Annotated in this window: 17 protein-coding genes; 9 read left to right on the top strand and 8 right to left on the bottom strand. The window is 72.1% G+C overall.

Going from position 1 to position 24,129, the window contains the following annotated elements; all coding sequences use genetic code 11:
* Positions 1-10 precede the first annotated feature (10 nt).
* From ABT118_RS15500 to ABT118_RS15480, 5 genes are all read right to left on the bottom strand, one after another.
* Complete coding sequence (locus tag ABT118_RS15500; RefSeq protein WP_350668751.1) at positions 11-904, bottom strand: WXG100 family type VII secretion target; 894 nt, start codon at positions 902-904, stop codon at positions 11-13.
* Entirely contained in the window at positions 901-1,227 is a 327-nt protein-coding gene (locus ABT118_RS15495) for a DUF2563 family protein (RefSeq protein WP_350668749.1), read from the bottom strand. Before ABT118_RS15495 ends, ABT118_RS15500 begins: the two co-directional genes overlap by 4 nt.
* 168 nt (positions 1,228-1,395) lie before the next feature.
* On the bottom strand, positions 1,396-3,063 hold the full coding sequence (locus ABT118_RS15490) for a DEAD/DEAH box helicase (RefSeq protein ID WP_350668746.1): 1,668 nt from the start codon (positions 3,061-3,063) through the stop codon (positions 1,396-1,398).
* Between the two features lie 190 nt (positions 3,064-3,253).
* Entirely contained in the window at positions 3,254-3,460 is a 207-nt protein-coding gene (locus tag ABT118_RS15485) for a cold-shock protein (RefSeq protein ID WP_184921076.1), read from the bottom strand.
* A 323-nt stretch (positions 3,461-3,783) separates the two neighbouring features.
* Positions 3,784-5,943 carry an MMPL family transporter gene (locus tag ABT118_RS15480; RefSeq protein WP_350668742.1) on the bottom strand — a complete coding sequence of 720 codons (2,160 nt, stop codon included), beginning with the start codon at positions 5,941-5,943 and terminating at the stop codon, positions 3,784-3,786.
* Positions 5,944-6,279: 336 nt separating this feature from the next.
* On the opposite strand from ABT118_RS15480, the gene ABT118_RS15475 reads away from it, so the two are divergent.
* Both ABT118_RS15475 and ABT118_RS15470 read left to right on the top strand, forming a co-directional pair.
* Positions 6,280-7,161, top strand: coding sequence for a phosphotransferase (locus ABT118_RS15475; protein WP_350668740.1), 882 nt, complete (start codon positions 6,280-6,282; stop codon positions 7,159-7,161).
* A 106-nt stretch (positions 7,162-7,267) separates the two neighbouring features.
* Complete coding sequence (locus ABT118_RS15470; protein WP_350668737.1) at positions 7,268-8,191, top strand: polysaccharide deacetylase family protein; 924 nt, start codon at positions 7,268-7,270, stop codon at positions 8,189-8,191.
* A gap of 27 nt (positions 8,192-8,218) precedes the next feature.
* Here the strand turns inward: ABT118_RS15470 and ABT118_RS15465 are convergent, their stop codons facing one another.
* From ABT118_RS15465 to ABT118_RS15455, 3 genes are all read right to left on the bottom strand, one after another.
* The gene (locus tag ABT118_RS15465) at positions 8,219-8,920 is read right to left on the bottom strand and encodes an exonuclease domain-containing protein (protein WP_350668734.1); all 702 of its coding nucleotides are present in this window, start codon (positions 8,918-8,920) and stop codon (positions 8,219-8,221) included.
* Positions 8,921-9,024: 104 nt separating this feature from the next.
* Positions 9,025-10,257, bottom strand: coding sequence for a Dyp-type peroxidase (locus tag ABT118_RS15460; protein WP_350668729.1), 1,233 nt, complete (start codon positions 10,255-10,257; stop codon positions 9,025-9,027).
* A 179-nt stretch (positions 10,258-10,436) separates the two neighbouring features.
* On the bottom strand, positions 10,437-11,684 hold the full coding sequence (locus ABT118_RS15455; protein ID WP_502884557.1) for a DUF5919 domain-containing protein: 1,248 nt from the start codon (positions 11,682-11,684) through the stop codon (positions 10,437-10,439).
* Positions 11,685-12,071: 387 nt separating this feature from the next.
* Between ABT118_RS15455 and glgX the strand changes: the two genes are divergently transcribed.
* From glgX to ABT118_RS15420, 7 genes are all read left to right on the top strand, one after another.
* Positions 12,072-14,189, top strand: a complete 2,118-nt coding sequence (glgX, locus tag ABT118_RS15450; protein WP_350668725.1) for a glycogen debranching protein GlgX — start codon at positions 12,072-12,074, stop codon at positions 14,187-14,189.
* 94 nt (positions 14,190-14,283) lie between these two features.
* Positions 14,284-16,692 carry a malto-oligosyltrehalose synthase gene (treY, locus tag ABT118_RS15445; protein ID WP_350668720.1) on the top strand — a complete coding sequence of 803 codons (2,409 nt, stop codon included), beginning with the start codon at positions 14,284-14,286 and terminating at the stop codon, positions 16,690-16,692.
* Positions 16,692-18,431 carry a malto-oligosyltrehalose trehalohydrolase gene (gene treZ / locus ABT118_RS15440; RefSeq protein ID WP_502884556.1) on the top strand — a complete coding sequence of 580 codons (1,740 nt, stop codon included), beginning with the start codon at positions 16,692-16,694 and terminating at the stop codon, positions 18,429-18,431. The genes treY and treZ overlap by 1 nt, the downstream gene beginning before the upstream one ends.
* 102 nt (positions 18,432-18,533) lie before the next feature.
* On the top strand, positions 18,534-19,082 hold the full coding sequence (locus ABT118_RS15435) for a DUF6939 family protein (RefSeq protein ID WP_350668712.1): 549 nt from the start codon (positions 18,534-18,536) through the stop codon (positions 19,080-19,082).
* Between the two features lie 112 nt (positions 19,083-19,194).
* Positions 19,195-19,920: a WXG100-like domain-containing protein gene (locus ABT118_RS15430; RefSeq protein WP_350668709.1), complete on the top strand. Its 726-nt coding sequence runs from the start codon at positions 19,195-19,197 to the stop codon at positions 19,918-19,920.
* On the top strand, positions 19,917-23,651 hold the full coding sequence (locus tag ABT118_RS15425) for a DUF6531 domain-containing protein (protein WP_350668702.1): 3,735 nt from the start codon (positions 19,917-19,919) through the stop codon (positions 23,649-23,651). Before ABT118_RS15430 ends, ABT118_RS15425 begins: the two co-directional genes overlap by 4 nt.
* Positions 23,648-24,082 (top strand): hypothetical protein, encoded by a 435-nt coding sequence (locus tag ABT118_RS15420; protein WP_350668699.1) that lies wholly within the window; start codon positions 23,648-23,650, stop codon positions 24,080-24,082. The genes ABT118_RS15425 and ABT118_RS15420 overlap by 4 nt, the downstream gene beginning before the upstream one ends.
* The last annotated feature ends 47 nt before the right edge of the window (positions 24,083-24,129 follow it).

Genomic DNA, 24,129 nt, shown 5'->3' with positions numbered 1-24,129 from the left:
GTGGCCCGGCTCAGCCGAAGGCCTGGTCGAAGCGCTGCTTGCGCTGCTCCGGGGTCAACTCTACGGTCGGCGGCAGGTTCTCGGGGTTGGTCCGCTTGTCCGCCTCGTCGGCGCCGAAGGCCAGACCGTCCTGAACCGCCGTCTTGAAGGTCTCGCCGACCGGGTCACCGGTGAGTCCGACCCCGTGCAGCGCGGTCTTCCCGACCGTCTTCACCACCACCTTGGAGGCGTAGGCCTCCACGTCCAGCGGCTTGTTCCAGGTCCACGGCTTCTTCGGGTTCAGGTGCGGGCGCTTGGAGGCCAGCTTGAGCGCCTTCATGGCGTCCGCCACCTTCTTCAGCGCGGTCGCCAACTTCCGGACCAGGTTGGCGATCCGGGCGCTGGCGATGGCCCCTTCGGCGGCCGCGGCGGCCGCCTCTGCGGCGAGCGAGACACCGGCCGTGATGACGCTGAAGGCGACCGAGGCGGCGAAGGTGATGATCGCCCACTCGATCAGCTCGCGGATCACCGTCTCGACCAGGTCCTGGGCCACCCGGCACTGCGCGGCGGCCTCCTCGAGGTGGTAGGCGGTGTTCTCCATGTCGTCCGCCTCCTCCTCCAACGCCGTCTCGTAGTCGGCGAGTTCCTGCTGGAGTTGGTCGGCGGCCTGCCCCTGCCAGTCGTTGGCGAGCCCGGCCCGGTCCCGGCGCTGGTCGGCCACCACCTCGCGGAGTGCCTCCGCCTGCTTCTTCCAGAGCTCGGCCGCCTCCTCGAGGCCCTCCGGGTCGCCGGTGACGAACTCCAGCATCTCCGCGAACGGCTCGACGATCGGACGCAGGATGGCGTCCACCACGCTGCCCAGCGGGCTGAGCCAGTTGTCGATCTTCACATAGGCGTTGACCGCCTCGGACGCCGGGCCGCTCATGCGCCCAGCCCCTTGGTCATGGCCTGCATGTTCTCGACCACGGCCTGGTCGGCGTTCTCGTACGAGCGGGCCAGCGCGTCCGCGTGCTCGGCGATCCGCTCCATGGTGTCGGCGGCGGAGATCAGGTTGACCACCGCGGCCTCGTGCCGCTCCTGGTAGTCGGCGGCTATCTCGTCCGACTCCGGCAGCTTGCCGAAGCTGCCGGGCTGCAGCCAGTGCCCGCCCAGCTGTGCGCGGATCTCGCGCACCTGGTCCGCCCGGGTGGCGGAGGTACGGCCGAACCGCCGTATCGCCTCCGGATCGACCCTGTACTCACCCGACATGGCAGGCTTCCTTCCCCCGTGGTCTCGACCCCGTGACGAGGCCGGGAAGAAGCTAACACACCGTCCAACTCCCCTGACATGCCCGTTCGATGGGCGGATCGTCGCGGGAACGCCACAGGGGCACCAGGCCTGTCGGCCCGGTGCCCCTGTGCGAGGAGTCCCGAAGGGTCAGTCGGACTTGCGGCGCTGGCGGCCGGTGCCGTAGTTGGAGCCGGTCTTGGAACCCGAACCCGGCTTGCTGCCCGCCGACTTGCCGATGAACCCGGCGGCCGTACGGCCGTTGCCCGCACCCGCGGCACGGCCGGAGCCGCCACCGGTGGCGGCACCCGCGCCCATCCGCTGCTTGGGGCGCGAACGGCGGGCGTTGCCGTTCATGTCCACGTCGGCCGGCAGGCCGGAGCGCTTGGGGGCGCGGCGGCGCGGCTGGGCCGAAGCGGCCGCCGCGTCGGCGGTGGCCACCGGGGCCAGCGTCACCGGGATGTTGCTGGGCGTGCGGGCACCGGTGATCCGGGTCAGCTCGGCGTCGCCCGGACGGACCTTGGTGGTGGTCGGGCGGATGCCGGCGGTGGTCATCAGGCGGGTGACCTCGCGGCGCTGCTCGGGCAGCACCAGGGTCACCACGGTGCCGGACTCGCCGGCCCGGGCGGTACGGCCGCCGCGGTGCAGGTAGTCCTTGTGGTCGATCGGCGGGTCCACGTTCACGACCAGGTCGAGACCGTCGATGTGGATGCCGCGGGCCGCGACGTTGGTGGCGATCAGCGCGGTGATCTGCCCCTCACGGAACTGGTCCAGCACCCGGTTGCGCTGCGGCTGCGACTTGCCGCCGTGCAGCGCGGCCGCCTTCACGCCCGCGGCCAGCAGCTGCTTGGCCAGGCGGTCGGCACCGTGCTTGGTGTGCACGAACATGATCATCCGGCCGTCGCGGGAGGCGATGTGCGCGGTGACCGAGACCTTGTCGGTGGCGTCCAGCTGGAGCACGTGGTGGTCCATGGTGGTGACCGCGCCGGCCGACGGGTCGACCGAGTGGGTCACCGGGTCGGTCAGGAAGCGCCGCACCAGGCGGTCCACGTTCCGGTCCAGGGTGGCCGAGAAGAGCATGGTCTGGCCGCCCTCGGCGACCTGCTCCAGCAGCTTGGTGACCTGGGGCAGGAAGCCCATGTCGGCCATCTGGTCGGCCTCGTCGAGGACGGTGATCTGCACGTCGTCCAGCCGGACGTCCTGACGGTTGATCAGGTCGTCCAGGCGGCCGGGGGTGGCGACCAGGACCTCGGCGCCGCGGCGGACGGCGTTCGCCTGCCGGGTGATCGACATGCCGCCGACCACGGTGGCGATCCGCAGGTTGACCGCGGTGGCGTACGGGGTGAGCGCCTCGGTGACCTGCTGGGCCAGCTCGCGGGTCGGCACCAACACCAGGGCCAGCGGGTGCCGGGCGTCGGCCCGCTTGCCGGCCGTGCGGGCCAGCAGCGAGAGGCCGAAGGCGAGGGTCTTGCCGGAGCCGGTACGGCCGCGGCCGAGCACGTCCCGGCCGGCCAGCGCGTCCGGCAGGGTGGCGGACTGGATCGGGAAGGGCTCGGTGACGCCCTCCTTGCCCAGCGCGGAGAGCAGGCCCTTGGGCATCTCCAGCTCGGCGAAGGTGGCGGCCGGCGGCCGGGCCGGGGTGCCCTCGACGACGGTGAAGTCGGCGGGCGGCTGCTGCGAGGCGGCGCTGCGCTGCGGGCGGCGGTTGCCGCCGCCGGTGCGGGCGAGGCCGCCGCTGCTGGTGCCGGTGCGGGGCGGGCGGCCGGTGGACTGCTGCGGGCTGCGACGGTTGCGCGGCGGGCGGGCAGGCGTGGTCATGTGTTCTCCGTCCTGGGCGGCCGATGGCCACGGCTGTACGCGTGGCGAAGGACCAGAAAGTGGCACTCCCGGCCCGGAAGCTGGGAGAGGTCGGCCGTCAGGAGTTTGTGTGCGCCGCCCCGGCCGTTCGGCGGCATGAACGAGGGCCCGCACCATGCGGTGCGGGCCCTCGCTACGCGAAGACTGAGCTTCAGCCGGCGATGCGGATGTTCTCGGCCTGCGGGCCCTTCTGGCCCTGCGTGACGTCGAACTCCACGTGCTGGCCCTCAACGAGCTCACGGAAGCCGTTGGCCTGGATGTTGGAGTAGTGGGCGAACACGTCCGGGCCGCCACCCTCCTGCTCGATGAAGCCGAAGCCCTTTTCCGAGTTGAACCACTTCACGGTGCCGGTAGCCATAACCGTCTCCTTCTGCTGGGGCAAGGGACCCACACCTCGCAGGCCCCAAGTAGCCGCGATCCCCATCCGGAGGTAGAACACCGGACAAAACAAATGCGCCTGTTGGTTGGTACCAGCAGGCGCACACGTACGTTCATGGGAACCAAAACTGCAACTGAGTCGACTGTAGCACGGGGCCGCCCGAGATGATCGGAGAATTTCCCCCGATCGGCCCACGGCCGGAAGCCGACACACTGCGTTCATCTGTGCCGCCCACCTGCACCGGAGCGGTGGGCGGCATGATCGCCGCCCACCGCTCCCGCACACCGTTCAGGGCCGTCGGGTCAGTGCTGACCGGCCGGCTGCGGCTCCTTCTCGAGCGAGGCCTCGGCCTCGTGCCCGGGCAGCTCGGCGTGGCCGGGCCACCAGGCCCACTTGCCGAGCAGCGCGGTCAGCGCCGGGGTGAAGAACATCGACATCACGAAGGCCGACACGATGATGCCGAAGGCCACCGAGAAGCCGATCTCGCTGAAGAAGATGTTGCCCGCGAGCAGCATCGTGCCGAAGGTGCCGGCCAGGATGAAGCCGGCCGCCGCGACGGTCGGACCGCCGTGCTTGACCGCCAGTGCGGCGGCCTCGCGCGGGCTGTGGCCCTCGGCCGCCTCCTCGCGGAGGCGGGCGATCATCAGGATGTTGTAGTCGGTGCCGATCGCCACCACGAACAGGTAGATCAGCATCGGCAGCATGAACATCAGGCCGGTCTCGCCCTGGACGTGCTGGAACATCAGGCTGGTGGCGCCGATGGTGGCGGTGAAGCCGAGGCCGACGGCCACCATCAGGTACCAGGGTGCGACCGCGCTGCGCAGCAGCAGGCCGAGGATCACCATGATCAGCAGCGCCGCGATCGGGAAGACCAGCGAGTAGTCGCGGGCCATCGCGGAGTTGATGTCCTTGTAGACGGAGGTCAGACCGCCGACGTAGGCCTCGGTCCCGGCCGGCGCGGAGGCGTGGGCCACCTTGCGCAGGTCGGTGACGGTGTCGATCGCCTCGTTGGTGGCCGGGCCGTCCTTCAGCAGGACGGTGAAGTCGGCGGTGCCGCCGTCCTTGCTGAGGTTGGGCTGCGGGAAGGACTTGTCCACCCCGTCGACCTTGCCGAGCGCGGCGGCGTAGCCCTCGAAGCCGGCCGGGTCGAGCTTGGCGCCGTCCTTGGCGGTCAGGTAGACGTGGCTCGGGTCGGCGGCGCCGGCCGAGAACGCCTTCATCAGGGTGTCCTGGACGACCATCGACTCCTTGGACTTCGGCATCGAGCCGGCCGCCAGGTCGAAGGTGCCCTTGTAGCCGAGCGCGGCCGCCGAGAAGGCCAGCAGCAGACCGCCGGAGACCAGCGCGACCATCAGCGGGCGGCGCTTGACCGTCTCGCCGAGCACGGCGAAGCGGGCGTTCTTCGGCTCCTTCTGCCAGGCCTTCGAGGGCCAGAACAGCACCTTCTCCGGGATCAGCGACAGGATCGCGGGCACCAGGGTGACCGAGGCGAGCGCGGTGACCGCGACCGCGATGGCCAGCGAGGGGCCCATCGCCTTGAACATGCCGAGGCTGGAGAGCAGCAGCACGGCGAAGGCCACGATCACGGCACCGGCGGCGGAGGTGATCGCCTCGCCGACCCGGCCGACCGCGTTGGCCACCGCGTCCTTGCGGTTGTCGCCGGCCCGCAGCCGCTCGCGGTAACGGAACATCAGGAACAGGAAGTAGTCGGTGCCGACACCGAACAACACGATGATCAGGATCGCCGAGACCGAGTTGTCGGCCTTGAGACCGAAGGCCTTCACCGCGTACCCGATCAGGCCGTTGGCCACCATCGAGTAGACGAAGACCGAGATCACCGGCAGCAGCGCGATGATCGGGCTGCGGAAGATGATGCCGAGCGTGAGCATGATGATCACGATCGTGCCGATGCCGATCAGCGCGTTGGCGAGCTCACCGGAGTCCTTCTGGTCCAGGTTCTGCGCGGCCTGGCCGCCGAGCTGGACCTTGAGGGCGCTGCCCTCGGCCAGCTGCTTGGCCGTCTCGCGCAGCTCCTTGGCGGAGTCGGCGGCCTCGGGCTTGTAGGCCGCGTCCTTCTCCATGCCGACCATGGAGAGGGCGTACTTGCCGTCCTTCGAGGTGCCCTGCGGGGTGACCGGGGTCACCTGCTCGACGAACTTGACCTTCTTGTCCGTCAGGCCCTGGACGACCTTGGCCATGGTGGCCTTGTCCGCTTCGTCGAGCGGGGCGCCGTCGGTACGCTCGAAGAGCACCATGGCCGACGGGGTGAAGTTGGCGGGGAACGCGTTCTGCTGCACCACCGAGGCCCGGATGGACTCGTAGTGCCGCGGCAGGAAGTCGCTCGCGTCGCTCTGTGCGGTCAGCTTGGGCGCGGTCGCGACGATGGCGACGGCGGCGACGATCCAGGCGAGGATCACCCACCAGGCGCGCTTGACGACGAATTGTCCGATCCGGTGGAACATGCTCGCTGTGCCTCCTGGGCATGGTTCACCGCAGCCCTTGGGGGACGGGACACTGGGCGACGGCTGTGAACGGCCGGGCCCGGAGGCTCCTAGCCGGTCGGCAGGTAAGTAAGTGTGAGCATCCTACGTGAGCCGCCCCGCGACCGGGCAGGCGGGCTCCGGTCGGTGCACCCCCCGGGGCCGCGAAACGACCCCACCCCATCTTGACCCGGTGCCGAGCCCGCGTTCCTCCTGCTCCAGACGGAGACGCCTCCCCCTCAGGGTGGAGTGCCGCTGCCCTCAAGGAGGAGATCCGGCCCCCGGCCGACCCCGGCCGGCCTGCGCGATGATGCCGGTATGAGCACCTTCGACGCCGCCGCCCGCTCCCTGCTCACCCGGGCCTGTGCGGCCGCCGGGCTCCCGGGGCCGGCCGGGGCGGAGCTGCTGGCCCTCGGCGAGAACGCCGCCTTCGACCTCGGCGACCCGGCCGTGGTGGCCAAGGTCGGCCGCGGCCCGGCGGTGGCCGACCGGGCCGGGCGCGAACTGGCCGTCTCCGGCTGGCTGGCCGGGCAGGGCATCCCGGTGGTCCGGCCGTACCTGCCCGAGCCGGTGCTGGTGGACGGACACCCCGTCAGCTTCTGGCACCGGCTGGCCCCCGCCGTCCGCCCCGCCGTCGCCGCCGACCTGGCCCCGCTGCTGCGCGCCCTGCACGCACTGCCGGCCCCGCCGTTCGCCCTCCCCCCGCGCGAGCTGCTCGCCCCCGTCGACCGCTGGCTGGCCGGCGCGGAGGGGCACGTCGACCCGGCCGACGTCGCCTTCCTGCGCGCCCGCAGCGCCGATCAGCTGGCAGCGATCGCGGAGCTGGTACCGGAGTTGGCCCCCGGGGTGATCCACGGCGACGCCCTCCCGCGCAATGTCCGGGTCGGCCCCGACGGCCCCGTCCTGCTCGACCTGGAGACCATCTCCGGCGACCTGCGCGAACACGACCTGGTGGTGCTCGCACTCAGCCACGACCGGTACGGCGTCCCCGGCGCGGAGTACCTGGCCTTCACCGCGGCGTACGGGTGGGACGTCCGGGACTGGCCCGGCTTCGCGGTGCTGCGCGGTGCCCGGGAGACCGCGAGCGCCTCCTGGGTCGCCCAGCAGGTGCCCGGGAATCCCGCCGCGCTGGCCGAGTTCACCCGCCGGGTCGGCTCGCTCCGGGACGGGGCCACGTCGGTGCGCTGGTACCCGTTCTGACCCGCGCCCGTTCGTACACGCCTTCGGAACCGGCGCATACGCTCCTGACGTCCACTCGGGCGGACGCCCTGCCCGGGCGGCCGGTACGACGTCAGGAGTCGTCGCCATGCGGATCCGCCCCGACCGCCGCACCCGGTACGGCCTCACCGCCCTGCTCGCCGCCGCGCTGCTGCTCTCCTGCACCAACGCACCGCACCCCGAACCGAGTTCGGCCGCACCGGTCGGCCATCCGGTCTCCCCCTCGCCCGCCTCCAGTCCGCCCGGGTCGCCGACACCGTCGCCCTCCCTGCCGCCCCGACCGGCCACCAGCCCGTCCAGCAGCAGCGCGCCGCCCCCGCCCGCGCCGCCGACCGGCAGGCCGAGCAGCGACACCCCCAAGCCGCCACCCACCGCCCCGGCCACGCCCAAGCCGCCACCGGCGCCCGGGACTTCGAGCTCGGTGGTGCGCAGCACCGCCTCCGGCGGCCGGACCGTGGCGCTGACCTTCGACGACGGCCCAGGCGCCGCCACCGGTGCGGTGCTCGACCTGCTCGCCCGGTACGGGGCCCGGGCCACCTTCTGCGTGACCGGCCGGAACGCGACCGCCCACCCGGCCGCCGTCAAGCGGATCAGGGCCGAGGGGCACCGGCTCTGCGACCACAGCGTGAACCACCCGCAGCCCTTCGCCGCGCTCCCGCGCCAGCAGCAGGAGTACGAGATCACCGCCGCCGAGGAGATGATCGTCGGAGCGGGCGGCGCGGGCACCGAGGTCGCCTGGTTCCGGGCGCCGGGCGGTGCGTTCACCGCCGACAACCAGCTGATCGCCGCGCAGCACGGCCTGCGCCCGCTCGGCTGGTCGGTCGACCCCCGTGACTGGGCCCGCCCCGGCACCCCCGCGATCGTCGCCACCGTCCAGCGCGAGCTGCGCCCGGGCGGGGTGGTCCTGCTGCACGACGCCGGCGGCGACCGCAGCCAGACCGTCGCCGCCCTGGGCCGGCTCCTCCCCTGGCTCATCGCCCAGGGGTACGCCTTCGACTTCCCGGCCGTCTGACCGGCCCCGGCGCAGCGGCCCGGTGGATCAGCGCAGCGGCCAGGTGGAGTCGACCTCGGCGGCCGGGTCCTTCTCGCGCCGGAGCCAGGACTGCAGGTCCTCGGCCCAGCTGCGGTACCAGCCGATCTGACGGGTGTGCAGCTGGTCGAGCGTCAGCCCGCCGACCTCGGCGGGGTAGCGCTCGCCGAGCGCGACCGCGACCCGGACGGCGGCCAGCGCGTCGCTGCCCGCCTCGTGGGCGTCCGTCAGCTCGACACCGTAGACCGTGCAGACGTGCTGCAGGGTGCGGGAGCCGCGGCGGTACTTGTCGACCGCGCGGTCGATCACCAGGGCGTCGATCACCGGGGCCACCGCGCCGCCGAGGCGGTCGGCCAGCGAGGGCCGGCCATGCCTGGCCAGCTCGGCGTCCAGCAGGGAGAGGTCGAACGGGGCGTTGAAGGCCACCACCGGACGGCCCGCCAGCAGGCGCTCGCAGAGCGCGTTGGCTATCTCCTCCACCGCCATCGCGGCCGGGCGGCCGTCCCGGCGGGCCTGCTCGTCGCTGATGCCGTGGATCGCCGTCGCCTCGGCGGGCACCGGGACGCCCGGGTCCAGCAGCCAGTTCAGCACCCGCTCGGGCCGGGGCCCGAAGGTGTCCACCAGTGCCGCGGTGACGATCCGGGAGCTCGCCGGGTCGGTGCCCGTGGTCTCCAGGTCGAAGCCGACCAGAGGCTCCTTCCACCAGCTCATCCGAGATGTCCTTCCGTCGGTCCGTCGCGAAGTCCCCATCATCGCGCGCACCAGTGACAGCAGGAACCTCCGGGTACCGGCCAGCAGTCGTCGGACCGGCCGGCTCACCCGGCCAGCATTCCCCGGCCGAGCCAGTCGTTCGCGTCCACGACGCCCGGCAGGGCGAAGAAGTAGCCGCCGCCGGTGCAGACCAGGAAGTCGGCCAGCGGCTCGTTCTCCAGCCGCCGCTGCACCGCCTCGAACTGCCGCACCACGTCCTGCTGGTAGCAGCAGAAGGCCAGCCCGGTGTCGATCCGGCCGTCCTCGGCCAGGCCCCGGTCGTAGGTGTAGCCCCGGCGCAGGATCCGGGAGTCGTCGGTCTCGGGGGTGCGCGGGTTGGCCAGCCGGATGTGCGAGTCGAGCGGGGTGACGGCCCCGGCCGGGTCCTTGGTGTAGTCCGGCAGGTCGGTCTCCTTCGTCCCGTCCAGCGGGGCGCCGGAGTCGCGGCGGCGGCCGATCATCCGCTCCTGCCGCTCCAGCGGGACCTCCTGCCAGGCCTCGCAGAGCACCCGGACGGTGCGCAGCACCTGGTAGCTGCCGCCCTCGGCCCAGGCGGGCTCGCCGCCGCCGGGCACCACCCAGACCAGCCGGTCCAGCTCGCGGGCCGAGGCCGGGTCGGGGTTGACGATGCCGTCCTTGAAGCCCATCACGTTGCGCTGGGCGCCGTCCGGCCGGGCCGGGTTGAGGTGGCCGTCGGTGCGCCAGAGCGGCTGCAGCCGGCCCCGGGTGCGGCGGGCGAGGTCGCGCAGCGCGTACATGATGACGTCCTGGCTGTCCGCGCAGAGCTGGAGCGAGAGGTCGCCGTGCAGCGCCCCGGCGCGCGGCCGGTCGCCGCGGAACAGCCGCATCTGGTTCAGCCGGGCGGGCTGCACCCGGGCCAGGCCGTAGCGGCTGTCGAACAGGGTGGCGCCGACGCCGACCGTGACGGTGAGGCTGTCGGCGGGGACCACCGGGCCCAGCGTGCCACTGTCCGCGGGCGGGGCGCCGGGCTCGGTGGCGGGGGCGGGGCCGCCTGCGGTGAGGAAGCGGATCCGGGCCGTCAGGTCGCGCAGCAGCTGCTCCAGTCCGGCCCGGTCGGGCACGGTGACGGCGAAGGAGGTGAAGCTGGCGAAGCCCTGCGCGGGGGTGATGATCCCGGCCTGGTGGGTGCCGTGGAACGGGAGCACCGCGCGCGGTCGGCGCACCTGCGCGGCGGCGGGAGTCGGCCCGCCGCCGAGCGCGACGGCGCCGGCGGCGAGGGTGGTGGCCTTGACGAAACTGCGGCGGCCGAATCCGGCCGGGCAGGTCTGATCGGTCATCAGGCGGACTCCCTGGGCTCGGGTTGGTGCGGACCCGGCGGCTCGCGTCATCGGTGCACCCGGCACCGGCCACCGGTGCTCAGCATCCTGACACCCGGCCAGCCGCCCGGCCCGCCGGGCGCGGCCCGCCGACACTCGGTCAGCCGCCCCCCGTTCCGGTACGGCTGTCGACCCGCAGCTCAGGACACCGCCCGGGAGTCCCCCCAGACCCCTTCGAACTCCTCCCGGTAGACCTCCAGCAGCCCGGGCTCCTGGCCGCCCGGCTCCTGACCGGCGCCACCCCGCAGCACCAGCGCCGGGGATTCGATCCCGCGCGCCCGGCGCAGGTACGGCTGCACCACCCCCAGGTCCCCCGAGCGGCGCCGCCCCGGCGGCCTGGCCCCCTCCACCAGGTAGGCGGTGAAGCGCGGCATCTCGTCGAAGACCCGGATCTCGAACCCGGCCTGGTCCCGCAGCCGGGCCCGGACCCGGCGGACGTGCATGATGTTCATCTCGATCGAGCGGGCCAGCTCACCGCGCCCGAGCCCGAGCTCGCGCTCGCGCCGGCGCACCGCGCTGCTGGTCGGGTTGAGGAAGAGCAGCCGGACCCGGCAGCCCTCCGAGGCCAGCCGCACCAGGCGCTTGCCGGTGTAGTTCTGGCAGAGCATGCCCAGCCCGACGCCGAGCGCGTCCAGCTTCCTGGCCCCCTCCAGCAGGTCCTCCACCGGGAGGTCGCGCTGCAGCCTGACCCGGTCGGCGTGGACCGAGACCACGTCCGCGAACCGACCGCCGACCAGGTCCTCGACCACGTCGGCGGGCACCCCGCCGGAGCCGCCGTCCAGCAGGGTGAGCAGCCGGGCGGCGGCCCGCTCGGTCTGCGCCAGCACCGTCCCGGACAGGCTGCGGTTGCGGGAGACCACGTGCCGGGCGACCTCCAGCTCGTCCAGCGCGAGCTCGATCTCCCGACGGTCGATCAGATAGGGCTCGAAGCACGGCCAGTGCTGCACCATCAGCTCGCGCAGCTGCGGCAGGGTGAGGAAGACCAGCGGGTCGTCGTCGGCCGGGTCGAGCAGGTAGCCCTTGCGGCGGCTGACCTCGCGGACGGCGCCGGCCCGGTGCACCCACTCCTCGCCGGCCGGGCCCGCGGCGGCGGTCACCCAGTCCTCGCCGTGCGCGGGCGCGTAGACCGGCCGGAGCACCTCGTCCACCAGGGCGCGCAGCCGCTGCTCGACCAGGTTGAGCCAGACGTAGGCCCGGCCGGCCAGCCGGACCCGGCGGTCGGCCAGCCCCCACTGGTCGGCGGACCAGGCCAGCGGCGCGACCTCGACCGGGCCGCCCTGGGCCGGCACGCCCGGGCGCTTCGGCGGCCTGCCGCGCATCACCACCGTCGGTGCCTCGCTCCGTCCGGGGCTCTCCGAGCCGTCCCGGCCGTCTGCGGGGACCACCATGCGCTACCTCACTCTCGGCCCACCCCCGGCGGACCGGCGAGATGACGGACCGTCCGCTGACCCTGTCTCAACCATGGCGACCAGGGCACAGCCTGCGTCCGCACGGTGTCCGGAGCGCGTGCCGGACGATCAAGGGTACTGCCCGGGTCGGCGGGGGCGCAGCCCCTTGTCCGCACAACCATCCGTTCGGAGAAGTGGGATTAGCCAGTAGGCGGACACTCGTTCGGGCGAAGTAGCGGCCGATTGCTCGCCCTGGCGGCACCTGGTTGGGCAGGATTCGGTGTGCCGTGCATCACGGTACGCGGGGTCCGTACATGGTCCGGCAGCCAGCCGGGCAGATTCCTGCACAGCGCCAATTCCGGTTGGCACCATGGAAGTTGAGGCGATATGCAGGTCTGGCCAGGGCAGCCGTACCCTCTCGGTGCCACCTACGACGGGGCCGGCACCAACTTTGCGGTGTTCTCCGAGAGCGCCGATCGGATCGAGCTCTGCCTGCTGGGCGAGGACGGCTCCGAGACCTCGGTCGAGCTCCGGGAGACGGACGCCTTCGTCCGGCACGCCTACCTGCCCGGCATCCAGCCCGGGCAGCAGTACGGATTCCGGGTGCACGGCCCGCACAACCCCGGGCTGGGCCAGCGGCACAACAGCGCCAAGCTGCTGCTCGACCCGTACGCCAAGGCGATGAGCGGCCACATCGACTGGGACGAGTCGGTGTACGGCTACCACTTCGGCGCGCCCGAGCGGCGCAACGACCTGGATTCGGCGCCGCACACCATGCACTCCGTGGTGATCAACCCGTACTTCGACTGGGGCAACGACCGCCCGCCGCGCACCGACTACCACCGCACCGTGCTCTACGAGGCCCATGTGAAGGGCCTGACCAAGCTGCACCCCGGCATCCCGGACGAGATCCGCGGCACCTACGCGGGCCTGGGCCACCCCGCCGTGATCGAGCACCTGGCCAAGCTCGGGGTGACCGCGATCGAGCTGATGCCGGTGCACCAGTTCGTCCGGGACCACCGGCTGCGCGACCTCGGGCTGTCCAACTACTGGGGCTACAACACCATCGGCTTCTTCGCCCCGCACTCCTCCTACTCCTCCGGCGGGGACCGGGGGCAGCAGGTGCAGGAGTTCAAGTCGATGGTCAAGGCGCTGCACGCGGCCGGCATCGAGGTCATCCTCGACGTGGTCTACAACCACACCGCCGAGGGCAACCACCTCGGCCCGACGCTCTCCTTCCGCGGCCTGGACAACGCCTCCTACTACCGCCTCGCCAAGGACCAGCGGTTCTACGAGGACACCACCGGCACCGGCAACAGCCTGCTGATGCGCAGCCCGCACGTACTCCAGATGATCATGGATTCGCTGCGCTACTGGGTCACCGAGATGCACGTGGACGGCTTCCGCTTCGACCTGGCAGCCACCCTGGCCCGGCAGTTCCACGAGGTGGACCGGCTCTCCTCGTTCTTCGACCTGTGCCAGCAGGACCCGGTGGTCTCCCAGGCCAAACTGATCGCCGAGCCCTGGGACTTGGGCGAGGGCGGCTACCAGGTCGGCAACTTCCCCCCGCTCTGGACGGAGTGGAACGGCATGTACCGGGACACCGTCCGCGACCTCTGGCGGGGCGAGGCCGCCACCCTGGCCGAGTTCGGCTCCCGGCTCACCGGCTCCTCCGACCTCTACCAGGACGACGGCCGCCGCCCGATCGCCTCGATCAACTTCGTCACCTGCCACGACGGCTTCACCCTGCGCGACCTGGTCTCCTTCAACGAGAAGCACAACCAGGCCAACGGCGAGGACAGCCGCGACGGCGAGAGCTTCAACCGCTCGTGGAACTGCGGCGCCGAGGGCGCCACCGACGACCCCGGCGTGCTCGCGCTGAGAGCCCGTCAGCAGCGGAACTTCATCGCCACCCTGCTGCTCTCCCAGGGCGTGCCGATGCTGTCCCACGGCGACGAGCTCGGCCGCACCCAGGACGGCAACAACAACGCCTACTGCCAGGACAACGAGCTCTCCTGGGTGCACTGGCCCGACACCGGCACCCCCGAGGCCGAGCTGCTGGAGTTCACCCAGGGCATGATCTGGCTCCGCCGGGACCACCCCGTCTTCCGCCGCCGCCGGTTCTTCCACGGCCGCCCGGTCTCCGGCACCCACGACGACCTCACCGACATCAACTGGTTCACCCCGGGCGGCGAGGAGATGACCAAGCAGGACTGGTCCACCAGCTACGCCAAGTCCCTCACCGTCTTCCTGAACGGCAACGCGATCTCCGAGCCGGACCGGCGCGGCGGCAAGATCGTCGACGACTCCTTCCTGCTGCTCTTCAACGCCCACTCCGAGCCGCTGGAGTTCACCGTCCCGGCCGACCACGGCCAGGAGTGGCAGACGGTGGTGGACACCACCCTCGCCGTGCTGCCCGCCCCGGGGTCGGGCACCCGGGTCAAGGCGGGTGACACACTCTGGCTCACCGACCGCTCCCTGATGGTCCTTCAGCGGCCCGCCTGACCCGGGGTTCCGGCCCGGGCTCCGGACCGTCCCTATTACGCCGTTCGCACCAACACCGCATTGGCCCGCCCGCCCACCGGGTAGTCATCCCGGCATGACCTCCGAGCAGCCACGCCCGGCGGCGGGCGCCGTCGGTCCGCCCACGTCCAGCTACCGGCTCCAGCTCCAGCCCGCCTTCACCCTGCACGACGCCCGGCACGCCGTCCCCTACCTGGCCGCCCTGGGCGTCTCGCACCTGCACCTGTCACCGCTGCTGGAGGCCGCCCCCGGCTCCACCCACGGCTACGACACGGTCGACCACGGCCGGGTCAGCGAGCAGCTCGGCGGCGAGGGCGCGCTGCGCGAGCTGGCCGCCGAGGCGCACCGCCACCAGCTGCGCCTGATCGCCGACGTGGTCCCCAACCACATGGCCCTGCCCGTCCCCGAGCAGCTCAACCAGCCGCTCTGGAGCGTGCTCGGCCAGGGCCCCGACTCCCCGTACGCGCACTGGTTCGACATCGACTGGACGGCGCAGACCGGCCCGGCCGACGCCCCCGGGCGGGGCCGGCTGCTGCTGCCGCTGCTCGGCGACCGGCTCGGCGCCGTGCTCGACCAGCTGACCGTGGAGGGCGACACCCTCCGCTACCACGAGCACGCCTTCCCGCTCCGGCCCGGCACCGCCGGTCTGCCGATGGCCGAGCTGGTGCGCCGTCAGTGGTACCGGCTCGCCTGGTGGCGGCTGGCCGACGGCGAGCTGAACTACCGCCGCTTCTTCACCGTGAACCAGCTGATCGCGGTCCGGGTCGAGGTGCCCGAGGTGTTCGAGGCGACCCACCGCACCTTGCTGCGGCTGCACGCCGACGGTGTGCTGGACGGCTTCCGGATCGACCACCCGGACGGCCTGGCCGATCCGCGCGGCTACCTGCGCAGGCTGGCCGCGGCCACCGGCGGGGCGTACACCGTGGTGGAGAAGATCCTCACCGGCCCGGAGCGGCTCCCCGCCGACTGGCCCTGCGCGGGCACCACCGGGTACGACGCGCTGCGCCGGATCGACGGGGTGCTCACCGACCACGCCGGGGCCGAGCGGCTGGTGCACGCCTACCAGCGGGACTGCGGCGCACCCGCCGACTCCGCCGAGGAGGGCCGCCGGGGCCGGGCCGAACTGACCGCGCCCGACGGCGAGCTGGCCGCCGAGGTGGGCCGGCTGGTCCGGCTGGTGGAGCGGATCTGCGCCGCCGAGCCCGCCCTCGCCGACCATCCGGCCCCGGCCATCCGAACCGTGCTGGCCGAGCTGCTGACGGCCTATCCGGTCTACCGCCCGTACGTGGTCCCCGGCGAGCCCGCCCCGGCCGAGGCGGTCGCCGACCTCACCGCCGCGCTGGCCGCCGTACCCCCCGAACTCGCCGACACCGCCGCCCTGGTCCGTGACCTCGGGCTCGGCCGGCTCGGCCGGAGCCCGGCCAAGGACGAGTTCTGCGCCCGGCTCGGCCAGACCGCCTCGGCGGTGGCGGCCAAGGGCGTCGAGGACACCGCGTTCTACCGCTTCAACGCCCTGCTCAGCCTGAACGAGGTCGGCGGCTACCCCGCCCACCCCGGCCAGCGCCCGGCCGAGTTCCACGACTGGTGCGGCTACCTGGCCGAGCACTGGCCGCACACCATGACGGCGCTCTCCACCCACGACACCAAGCGCAGCGCCGACGCCCGGGCCCGGCTGACCGTGCTGGCCGAGCTTCCCGAGCGCTGGGCCGCCGAGTGCGCCGCCTGGACCACCGCCGCCGGTCCGGGCCTGGACCGGCCGACCGCCTGGCTGCTCTGGCAGACCCTGATCGCCGCCTGGCCGGTCGAGCCGGACCGGCTGGTCGGGATACTGCTCAAGTCGGTCCGCGAGGCCAAGCGCGCCACCTCCTGGACCACCCCCGACGAGCGCTACGAACGCGAGCTGGCCGAGTACGCCCGCGCCGCCCTCGCCAACCCGGGCCTGTGCCCCCGGATCGACGGCTTCGTCCGGGCGATCGCCCCGCACGCCCGGAGCAACTCGCTGGCGGCCGCGCTGCTGCACCTCACCATGCCGGGCGTGCCCGACCTGTTCCAGGGCAGCGAGGAGCCGCTCTACACCCTGGTCGACCCGGACAACCGGGCCCCGGTCGATCTCGGCTCGCTGGCCGTCCGGCTGACCGACTCCCCCACCGACCGCCCCGGCGACCTGGCCAGGGAGAAGCTGCACCTCACCGCGACCGCCCTGCGGCTGCGCCGCTCCGGCGAGCTGGGCCCGTACCGGCCGCTCGGCGCCACCGGCCCGGCCGCCGCCCACCTGCTCGCCTTCGCCCGCGGCGGGCGGACGGTCAGCGTGGCCACCCGGCTGCCGTACGGGCTGGAGCAGGGCGGCGGCTGGCGCGACACCGTGCTCGACCTGCCGCCCGGCTCCTGGACGGACCTGCTGACGGAGCGCCGCCTCGACGGCGCCGGGGTGCCGGTGGGCGAACTGCTGACGGACCATCCGGTCGCGCTGCTGGTGAGGTCCTGATGCATGGAGGCGACGGCGTGACGGAGTACCAGGTCTGGGCCCCCGAGGCGTCCCGGGTCGAGGTCGAGGTCGACGGCTCGGTCCACCCGATGGCACGGCGGCCGGGCCACGACGGCTGGTGGAGCGCCACCGCCCCGAGCGGCGACTACGGCTTCCGGCTGGACGGCGGCCCGCCGCTGCCCGACCCGCGCTCCCCGCGCCAGCCGTACGGCCCGGACGGCCTGAGCCGGCCGGTGGACCACGCCGCCTTCCACTGGTCCGACACCCCGTGGCAGGGCCGTCCGCTGCCCGGCGCGGTGGTGTACGAGCTGCACATCGGCACCTTCACCCCGGGCGGCACCTTCGAGGCGGCCGCCGAGCGGCTCGACCACCTGGTCGAACTCGGGGTGGACTTCGTGGAGTTGCTCCCGGTCTGCCCCTTCCCCGGGCGGCACGGCTGGGGATACGACGGGGTCTCGCTCTGGGCCGTGCACGAGCCGTACGGCGGGCCCGAGGGCCTGAAGCGGTTCGTCGACGCGGCGCACCGCAAGGGGCTCGGCGTGATCCTGGACGTGGTGCACAACCACCTCGGCCCGTCCGGCAACTACCTGCCCGCGTACGGCCCGTACTTCACCGACCGGCACCAGACCCCGTGGGGCTCGGCGGTGAACCTGGACGCGGCCGGCTCCGACGAGGTCCGGTCCTATCTGATCGGCAGCGCGCTCGGCTGGCTCCGCGACTACCGGATCGACGGCCTCCGGCTGGACGCGGTGCACGCCCTGGCCGACGACCGGGCGGTCCACTTCCTGGAGGAACTCTCCACCGCGGTCGACCACTTGGCCGCCGCCACCGGCCGACCGCTGTTCCTGGTGGCCGAATCGGACCTGAACGACCCGCGCACCACCAACCCGCGCCAGGCCGGCGGCCTCGGGCTGACCGCGCAGTGGAGCGACGACTTCCACCACGCCCTGCACGCCGCCCTGACCGGCGAGTCCCAGGGCTACTACGCCGACTTCGCCCGGGCCCCGCTGGCCGGGCTGGCCAAGACCCTGACCGGGGGCTTCTTCCACGACGGCAGCTGGTCCTCGTTCCGGGGCCGCAGCCACGGCCGCCCGTTCCCGGCGGCGTTCGGCCACCGGCTGCTCGGCTACTCCCAGACCCACGACCAGATCGGCAACCGCGCCCTCGGCGACCGGCTCGCCGCGACCCTGTCCCCCGGCCGACTGGCCGCTGCGGCCGCGCTGGTGCTGACCTCGCCCTTCACCCCGATGCTGTTCATGGGCGAGGAGTGGGGCGCGGGCACCCCCTGGCAGTACTTCACCAGCCACCCCGATCCCGCCCTGGCCGAGGCCGTCCGGCGCGGCCGCCGCCGCGAGTTCACCGCCCACGGCTGGTCCGCCGACGCCATCCCCGACCCGCAGGCCCCGGCCACCGTGCTGACCTCCACCCTCGACTGGACCGAGCCCGCCGCTCCGCCGCACGCCGAACTCCTCGCCTGGTACCGCCGCCTGATCCAGCTCCGGCGCGCCCACCCCGCCCTCACCGACCCCGACCTGGCCCAGGTCCGGGTCGACCACGACGAGGCCGCCCGCTGGCTGCTGGTCCACCGCGGCCGCTACCGCCTCGCCGTCAACCTCGGGCCCGCCGAGCAGCTCCTCCCCGTCACCTGCACCACCCTCCTCGCCACCTTCGGCCCGGCCGACCCGGCCCCCGACGGCCTGCTGCTCGGCCCCGACTCGACGGCGCTGTTCCTGGTCTGAGCAGTGCTGTCGGTGGCTGCAGGCAGACTTGGCCCTCCGTGCCGTCGCATGCCGTGGCGTGCCGGCGTGTGCCGTCGCGTGCCGTCGAGAGGGAGCTGTCCGATGTCGATCCGCCTGGCCGGCCGCCGCCGCAGTCCGGCTTCGCTCGCTGCCGCGTTCCCCGGCGCGGAGATCATTGACGTGACCTCCAGGGCGGCGGACCCGTGGGTGCGGCTGAGCCCCTTCTACCCGCACGGCGGCCTGCCGGTCCCGTACGCGGACGGCCTCACCAGCCAGTCCGTGGAGGGCGTCTGGCAGGCCTTCAAGGTCTTCGAGCACGCCGACATCGACCTGGGGAAGCTCGACATCACCACGATGAAGGGCCTGAAGCGGACGGTCCGCCGGTACGGCCCCGTCCGGGGCCACCGGGCCGGCCCGCACGGTGAGCAGCTGCTGTCGTACGAGACCGCCAGGCGGCGCATCTACCTGCCGACCTACCGCTGGATGCTGGAGCACCGGGCGGCCGATCTGGTCGAACGCCTGCGCGGCAGGCCGGACGTGGTCCTGCTCGACTACACCACCAACGGTGACGTGACCGACCCCAGCAGTCCGCTCTCCCACGCCGCGCTCATTCAGCTGCACCTCGAAGGCCGGTGGCCGGAGGAGATCTGACCGGTCGGCCGGTCCGTCGCAGCACTGAGTCAAGTTCGGGCAATATTCGGCTCCCCCACCGCAGTTGCGGGCTAACTTCGGGCGCGCATGCGTTCGACGGGGGAGGTTTCGCATGGCTATCGAGCTGCCCGACGAGGTGGTCACATTCCTCTCGTTCATCGGGATCAACTGGCCGACGGTGAACGAGGACAAGGTCCGTGAATTCGCATCCCACGTGCGGGAGTTCGCGGACAACGTGGAGGGGGCGCACCAGGACTCCACCGCGACGATCAACCAGCTCGCCGATTCGTACCAGGGCGCCTCGTACGAGGCACTGCTGACCAAGTGGGCCGCCCTGTCGGACAGCCACCTGAACGACCTGGTGCAGGCCTGCCACGTGGTGGCGAGCGCGCTGGACGTGGCGGCGGACGTGATCGTGGCGATGAAGGTCGAGACGATCGCCGAACTCGTCGTGCTGGCAGCGGCGTTCATCGCCGACCAGGCGGCGGCCGTGGCCACCTTCGGGCTCGCGGAGGCGGCGGTGATCCTGATCGAGGAGACCGCGAAGCGCCTGATCAACTACCTGGAACAGCAGTTGGAGCAGTACATCATCGCCCAGGTCGTCGAGGCCGCCATCGGGCCGCTGATCGACACCGTGGCGGCGGCGGTGAGCGGCCTGGTCTTCGAGGCCGCTGCGAACGCACTCGGGGTGGACAGCGGCACGGCCGGCGGCAGCGGGTTCATGGTCAACCCGGATGCGCTGGAGGCGCACGCGCTCACCATGCACAACCACGCCGAGACCGTGGTCGGCCACGCGCAGGCCTTCCAGTCCAAGATCGCGGGGGTGAGCTTCGAATGAGCAACCAGATCGTCAAAGCCCTGGAGCACGGCGCCGAGAAGCTCGGCAAAACCCTGGCGGAGGACGCCGGCAAGGCCCTGAAGAACTTCTACCGCAAGGCCGGCGACAACCTGAAGAAGGTCGCCAAGAACACCCGCGACGCCGACACCAAGCACGCCAGGGACCTGCAGAAGCTCTTGGGCGGCGACCACAAGGGTGTGCCCCACCCCCACTCCCCCGGCGGCCGGGGCCGCCCGGGCAACTCCCACCCCAAGGGCCGGGGCCGCGACCAGGTCAAGAGCCCGCGCACCGAGGGCCGCCCGCTGGACACCCGCAAGTGCCCCGGCGAACCGGTCGACATCGCCACCGGTCGGATGTTCATCGACCAGGTCGACGCCCTCCTCCCCGGCTCCCTGCCACTGGAGTTCACCCGGACCTACGAATCGGGACTGGTCACCGGCCGCTGGATGGGCACCAAGTGGCTCTGCCCCTTCGACGAACGCCTTGAGCTGGACGAAGCGGGCGTCGTGCACATCCGCCCCGACCGGATCACCCAGGCGTATCCGCACCCCGAACCCGGCGACCCGGTGCATGCCTCGGCCGGCTCCCGCCACGAACTCGACCTGGCCGACGGCCTCTTCACCGTCACCGACCGCTCCACCGGCCTGGTCAGGGAGTTCACCCCCACCAGCGACGGCGACGAAGCCCTGCTCACCGCGGTGCGCGACCGGCACGGCCGCCACTACGAACTCGCCTACAACGAGAACGGCGCCCCGGAGTCCATCACCCACTCCGGTGGCTACCGACTCCTGGTCACCGTCGACGCCGAGCGCATCACCGCCCTCCGCCTGGCCGGCGCCGACGTCAGCGGCGGCGATGCCCTGCTGATGCGCTACGGCTACACCGACGGCCACCTCACCTCGGTCTACAACTCCTCCGGCAAGCCGATGCGCTTCACCAACGACGCCACCGGCCGCCTCACCTCCTGGACCGACCGCAACAACTCCCAGTACCTGTACACCTACGACGCCCACGACCGGGTCACCGACGAGGGCGGCGCCGACGGCACCCTCCGCTTCCACTTCAGCTACGGCGACCCCGACCCCGCCACCGGCCTCAAACTCCACACCGAGACCAACGCCCTCGGCCACACCACCAGTTACCACATCAACGAACACGCCCAGGTCACCACCCAGACCGATCCACTGGGAAACGCCACCCACTACGAGCGCGACGAGTACGACCGCCTCCTCGCCGAGACCGACCCCCTCGGCCGCACCACCCACTACGAGTACGACGGCGCGGGCGACCTGATCACGGTCACCCGGCCGGACGGCGAGCAGGCCCACGCCAGCTACCTCGGCACCCTCAGCCTGCCGACGCAGATCACCGAGCCGGGCGGCGCCACCTGGCACCAGAGCTACAACGAAAACGGGCTGCGCACCTCGGTCACCGGCCCGGCCGGCACCACCACCCACTTCACGTACGACGAACTGGGCCACCTCGCCTCGGTCACCGACGGCCTCGGGCACACCACAGCGCTCCGTCACGGCCCCGCCGGCCTTCCGATCGAGATCACCGATCCGACCGGTGCCACCACCAGGTACGAGCACGACGGGTTCGGCCGTCTGGTCGCCGCCATCGACCCGTTCGGGGCAGTGAGCCGGATGACCTGGACCACCGAGGGCCACCCTGCCACCCGCACCGCTGCCGACGGCGCCACGGAGTCCTGGAGCTACGACGGCGAAGGCAACGTCCTTGCGCACACCGACGAGTTGGGCCAGGTCACCTCCTTCGAGTACTCACACTTCGAAACGCTGTCCGGCCGAACAGCTCCCGACGGCAGCCACTTCACCTTCACCCACGACACCAACATGCAACTCGTGGCGGTGACGAACGCCCTGGGGCAGACCTGGAACTACGAGTACGACGCAAGCGGACGCCTGGTCCGGGAGCTCGACTTCCAGCAACGCAGCATCAGTTACCGCCTCGACGCCGCCGGTCAGCTCGTCGCGCACACCAACGCACTTGAGCAGGAGACCCGGCACAGCTACGACCTGCTCGGGCGCACGACCGCAGTGGACGCCGACGGACGGGTCACGACGTACGGCTACGACCCGGCCGGGAACCTGGTCCTCGCCACCAGTCCCGATGCCGCCCTTGTCCGCACCGTCGACGTCATGGGGAACGTCCTGACCGAGACTGTCAACGGACGACAGCTCCGCTACATCCGCGATGCCCTCGGCCGCTGCACGAGCCGGGTCACCCCCACCGGCCATGTCAGCAACTGGTCCTACGACGCCACCGGGCGACCTACCTCCCTGACCAGCGGAGACGGGCGGCTCCGCTTCGCCTACGACGCACTCGGCCAGGAGTACGAACGGTCCATCAACGAGCACCTGACCCTGGCCAGTTCCTGGGACGGCCAGTACCGCCTTACCGGCCAGGAGCTTCGTGGCGCCCAGGCGGTCATCCAGCGGCGCACATACTCCTACCGCTCCGACGGCCACCTGGTCGGCATCGAAGACCTGTTGGCCGGCCCACGGACCTTCGAGCTCGACCCCGTCGGACGAGTCACCGCTGTCAGCGCCGCCGGCTGGACCGAAACCTACGCCTACGACGGGGCCGGCAACCTCACTACTGCCGACTGGCCGGCCGCCGGTGCCGGCCGTACGGCGACCGGCACCCGTACCTACGCCGACGGCCAACTCCTCACCGCGGGCCGGGTCCGCTACGAGTACGACGCAGCTGGGCGCATCACCCTCCGCCAAGTCACCCGGCTCTCCCGCAAGCCGGACACCTGGCACTACCGATGGAACGCCGAGGACCGGCTCACCGACCTCAGTACGCCCGACGGGACCCGGTGGCACTACCTGTACGACCCACTGGGCCGACGGATCGCAAAGCAGCGGCTCGGTCCCGACGGCAGCACCGTCGTCGAACAGACCGAGTTCAGCTGGGACGGCACCAACCTGGCCGAGCAGATCACCCGCGCACCGTACCTTCCCGGCCCGCACACCATCACCTGGGACTACCGGGGGTTCCACCCACTGACCCAGAGCGAGAGCATCAGCACCGGCGAAGACGGACAGGAGCAGGTCGACCGCCGGTTCTTCGCGATCGTCACCGACCTCGTCGGCACCCCGACCGAGCTCGTGGACCCGACGACGAACAGCGTCGCATGGCGCGCCACCACCACGCTCTGGGGACAGACCACCTGGCCGACCGCCAGCACCACCTACACCCCGCTGCGCTTTCCCGGTCAGTACTTCGACACGGAGAGCCACCTCCACTACAACGTCCACCGCTACTACGATGCCGAGACGGCGCGCTACACCAGCCCCGACCCGCTGGGATTGGCACCTGCTCCCAATCCGGACACCTACGTCCACAACCCGCTCACCTGGACGGACCCCCTGGGTCTGTCACCCCACCGCACCCAGCCGAGAATCGAGGACGGCAACCAAAGGCACGGATGGCAGCACATCGACGAACGCCACATCTCAGGGACCGCCCCTGGGGGACACGGCGACCTGATGCCACCTGGTACCACCCGTGCCCAGGTCCAGAGCGCCGCCGAAGCGATCATGAAGAAGGGGCAGCGCATCTCCGACCCCAGCAAGACGATGCAGGTATTCGAACGGAGGATGGTTGTGAACGGCATGCGGGCCCGCTACCGACTCGTGGTCGATGCGGACGACGGCAACCGGGTGATCACGTTCTTCCCGGTCGGCAGGAGCTACCAACCGTGATCGAGTACAGGTTCTCCATCAGGCCCGACCAGGGGTCGCCCAGCGGGTTCGACCTGGGAGACATGGAGATCTCCGGATCCGGCGGCAGCACGAGCTCGGCCGGCCGGCAGCCCGACCAGGGCATGATGATCTTCCTGTCCGTCGCCCTACTCCTCGACCAGGTCCGGCACCTGCTCTCGGCCGGCCGGGGCAGCGTGCAGTTCTGTGCGGTCGACTCGTCGTTCCAGGTGCGCTTCACCGTGAAGAAGGGCGAGGTCACGATCGCCGACGGCAAGCAGGTGATCGAGAAGGTACCGGTCCGGGACTTCGTCCCTGCGCTGCTGGCCGCCGCGAACGGTTTCGCCGATGCGGAGCTCGGCGCGCTCCCGGAGTCGGATCCTGCGCGAAGCGATCTCCTGCACTCACTCGCCGGCTTCCGAGGACTGGCCTGACGGACCGTCACCGGGCTGGGCCGGCGCTTCACCGAGCGCCGGACCCG

The sequence above is a fragment of the Kitasatospora sp. NPDC002040 genome, from assembly GCF_040296785.1.
Lineage (GTDB): Bacteria > Actinomycetota > Actinomycetes > Streptomycetales > Streptomycetaceae > Kitasatospora.
The sequence above is the reverse complement of the archived record's forward strand: the minus strand, read 5'-3'. Positions and strand labels throughout refer to the sequence as shown.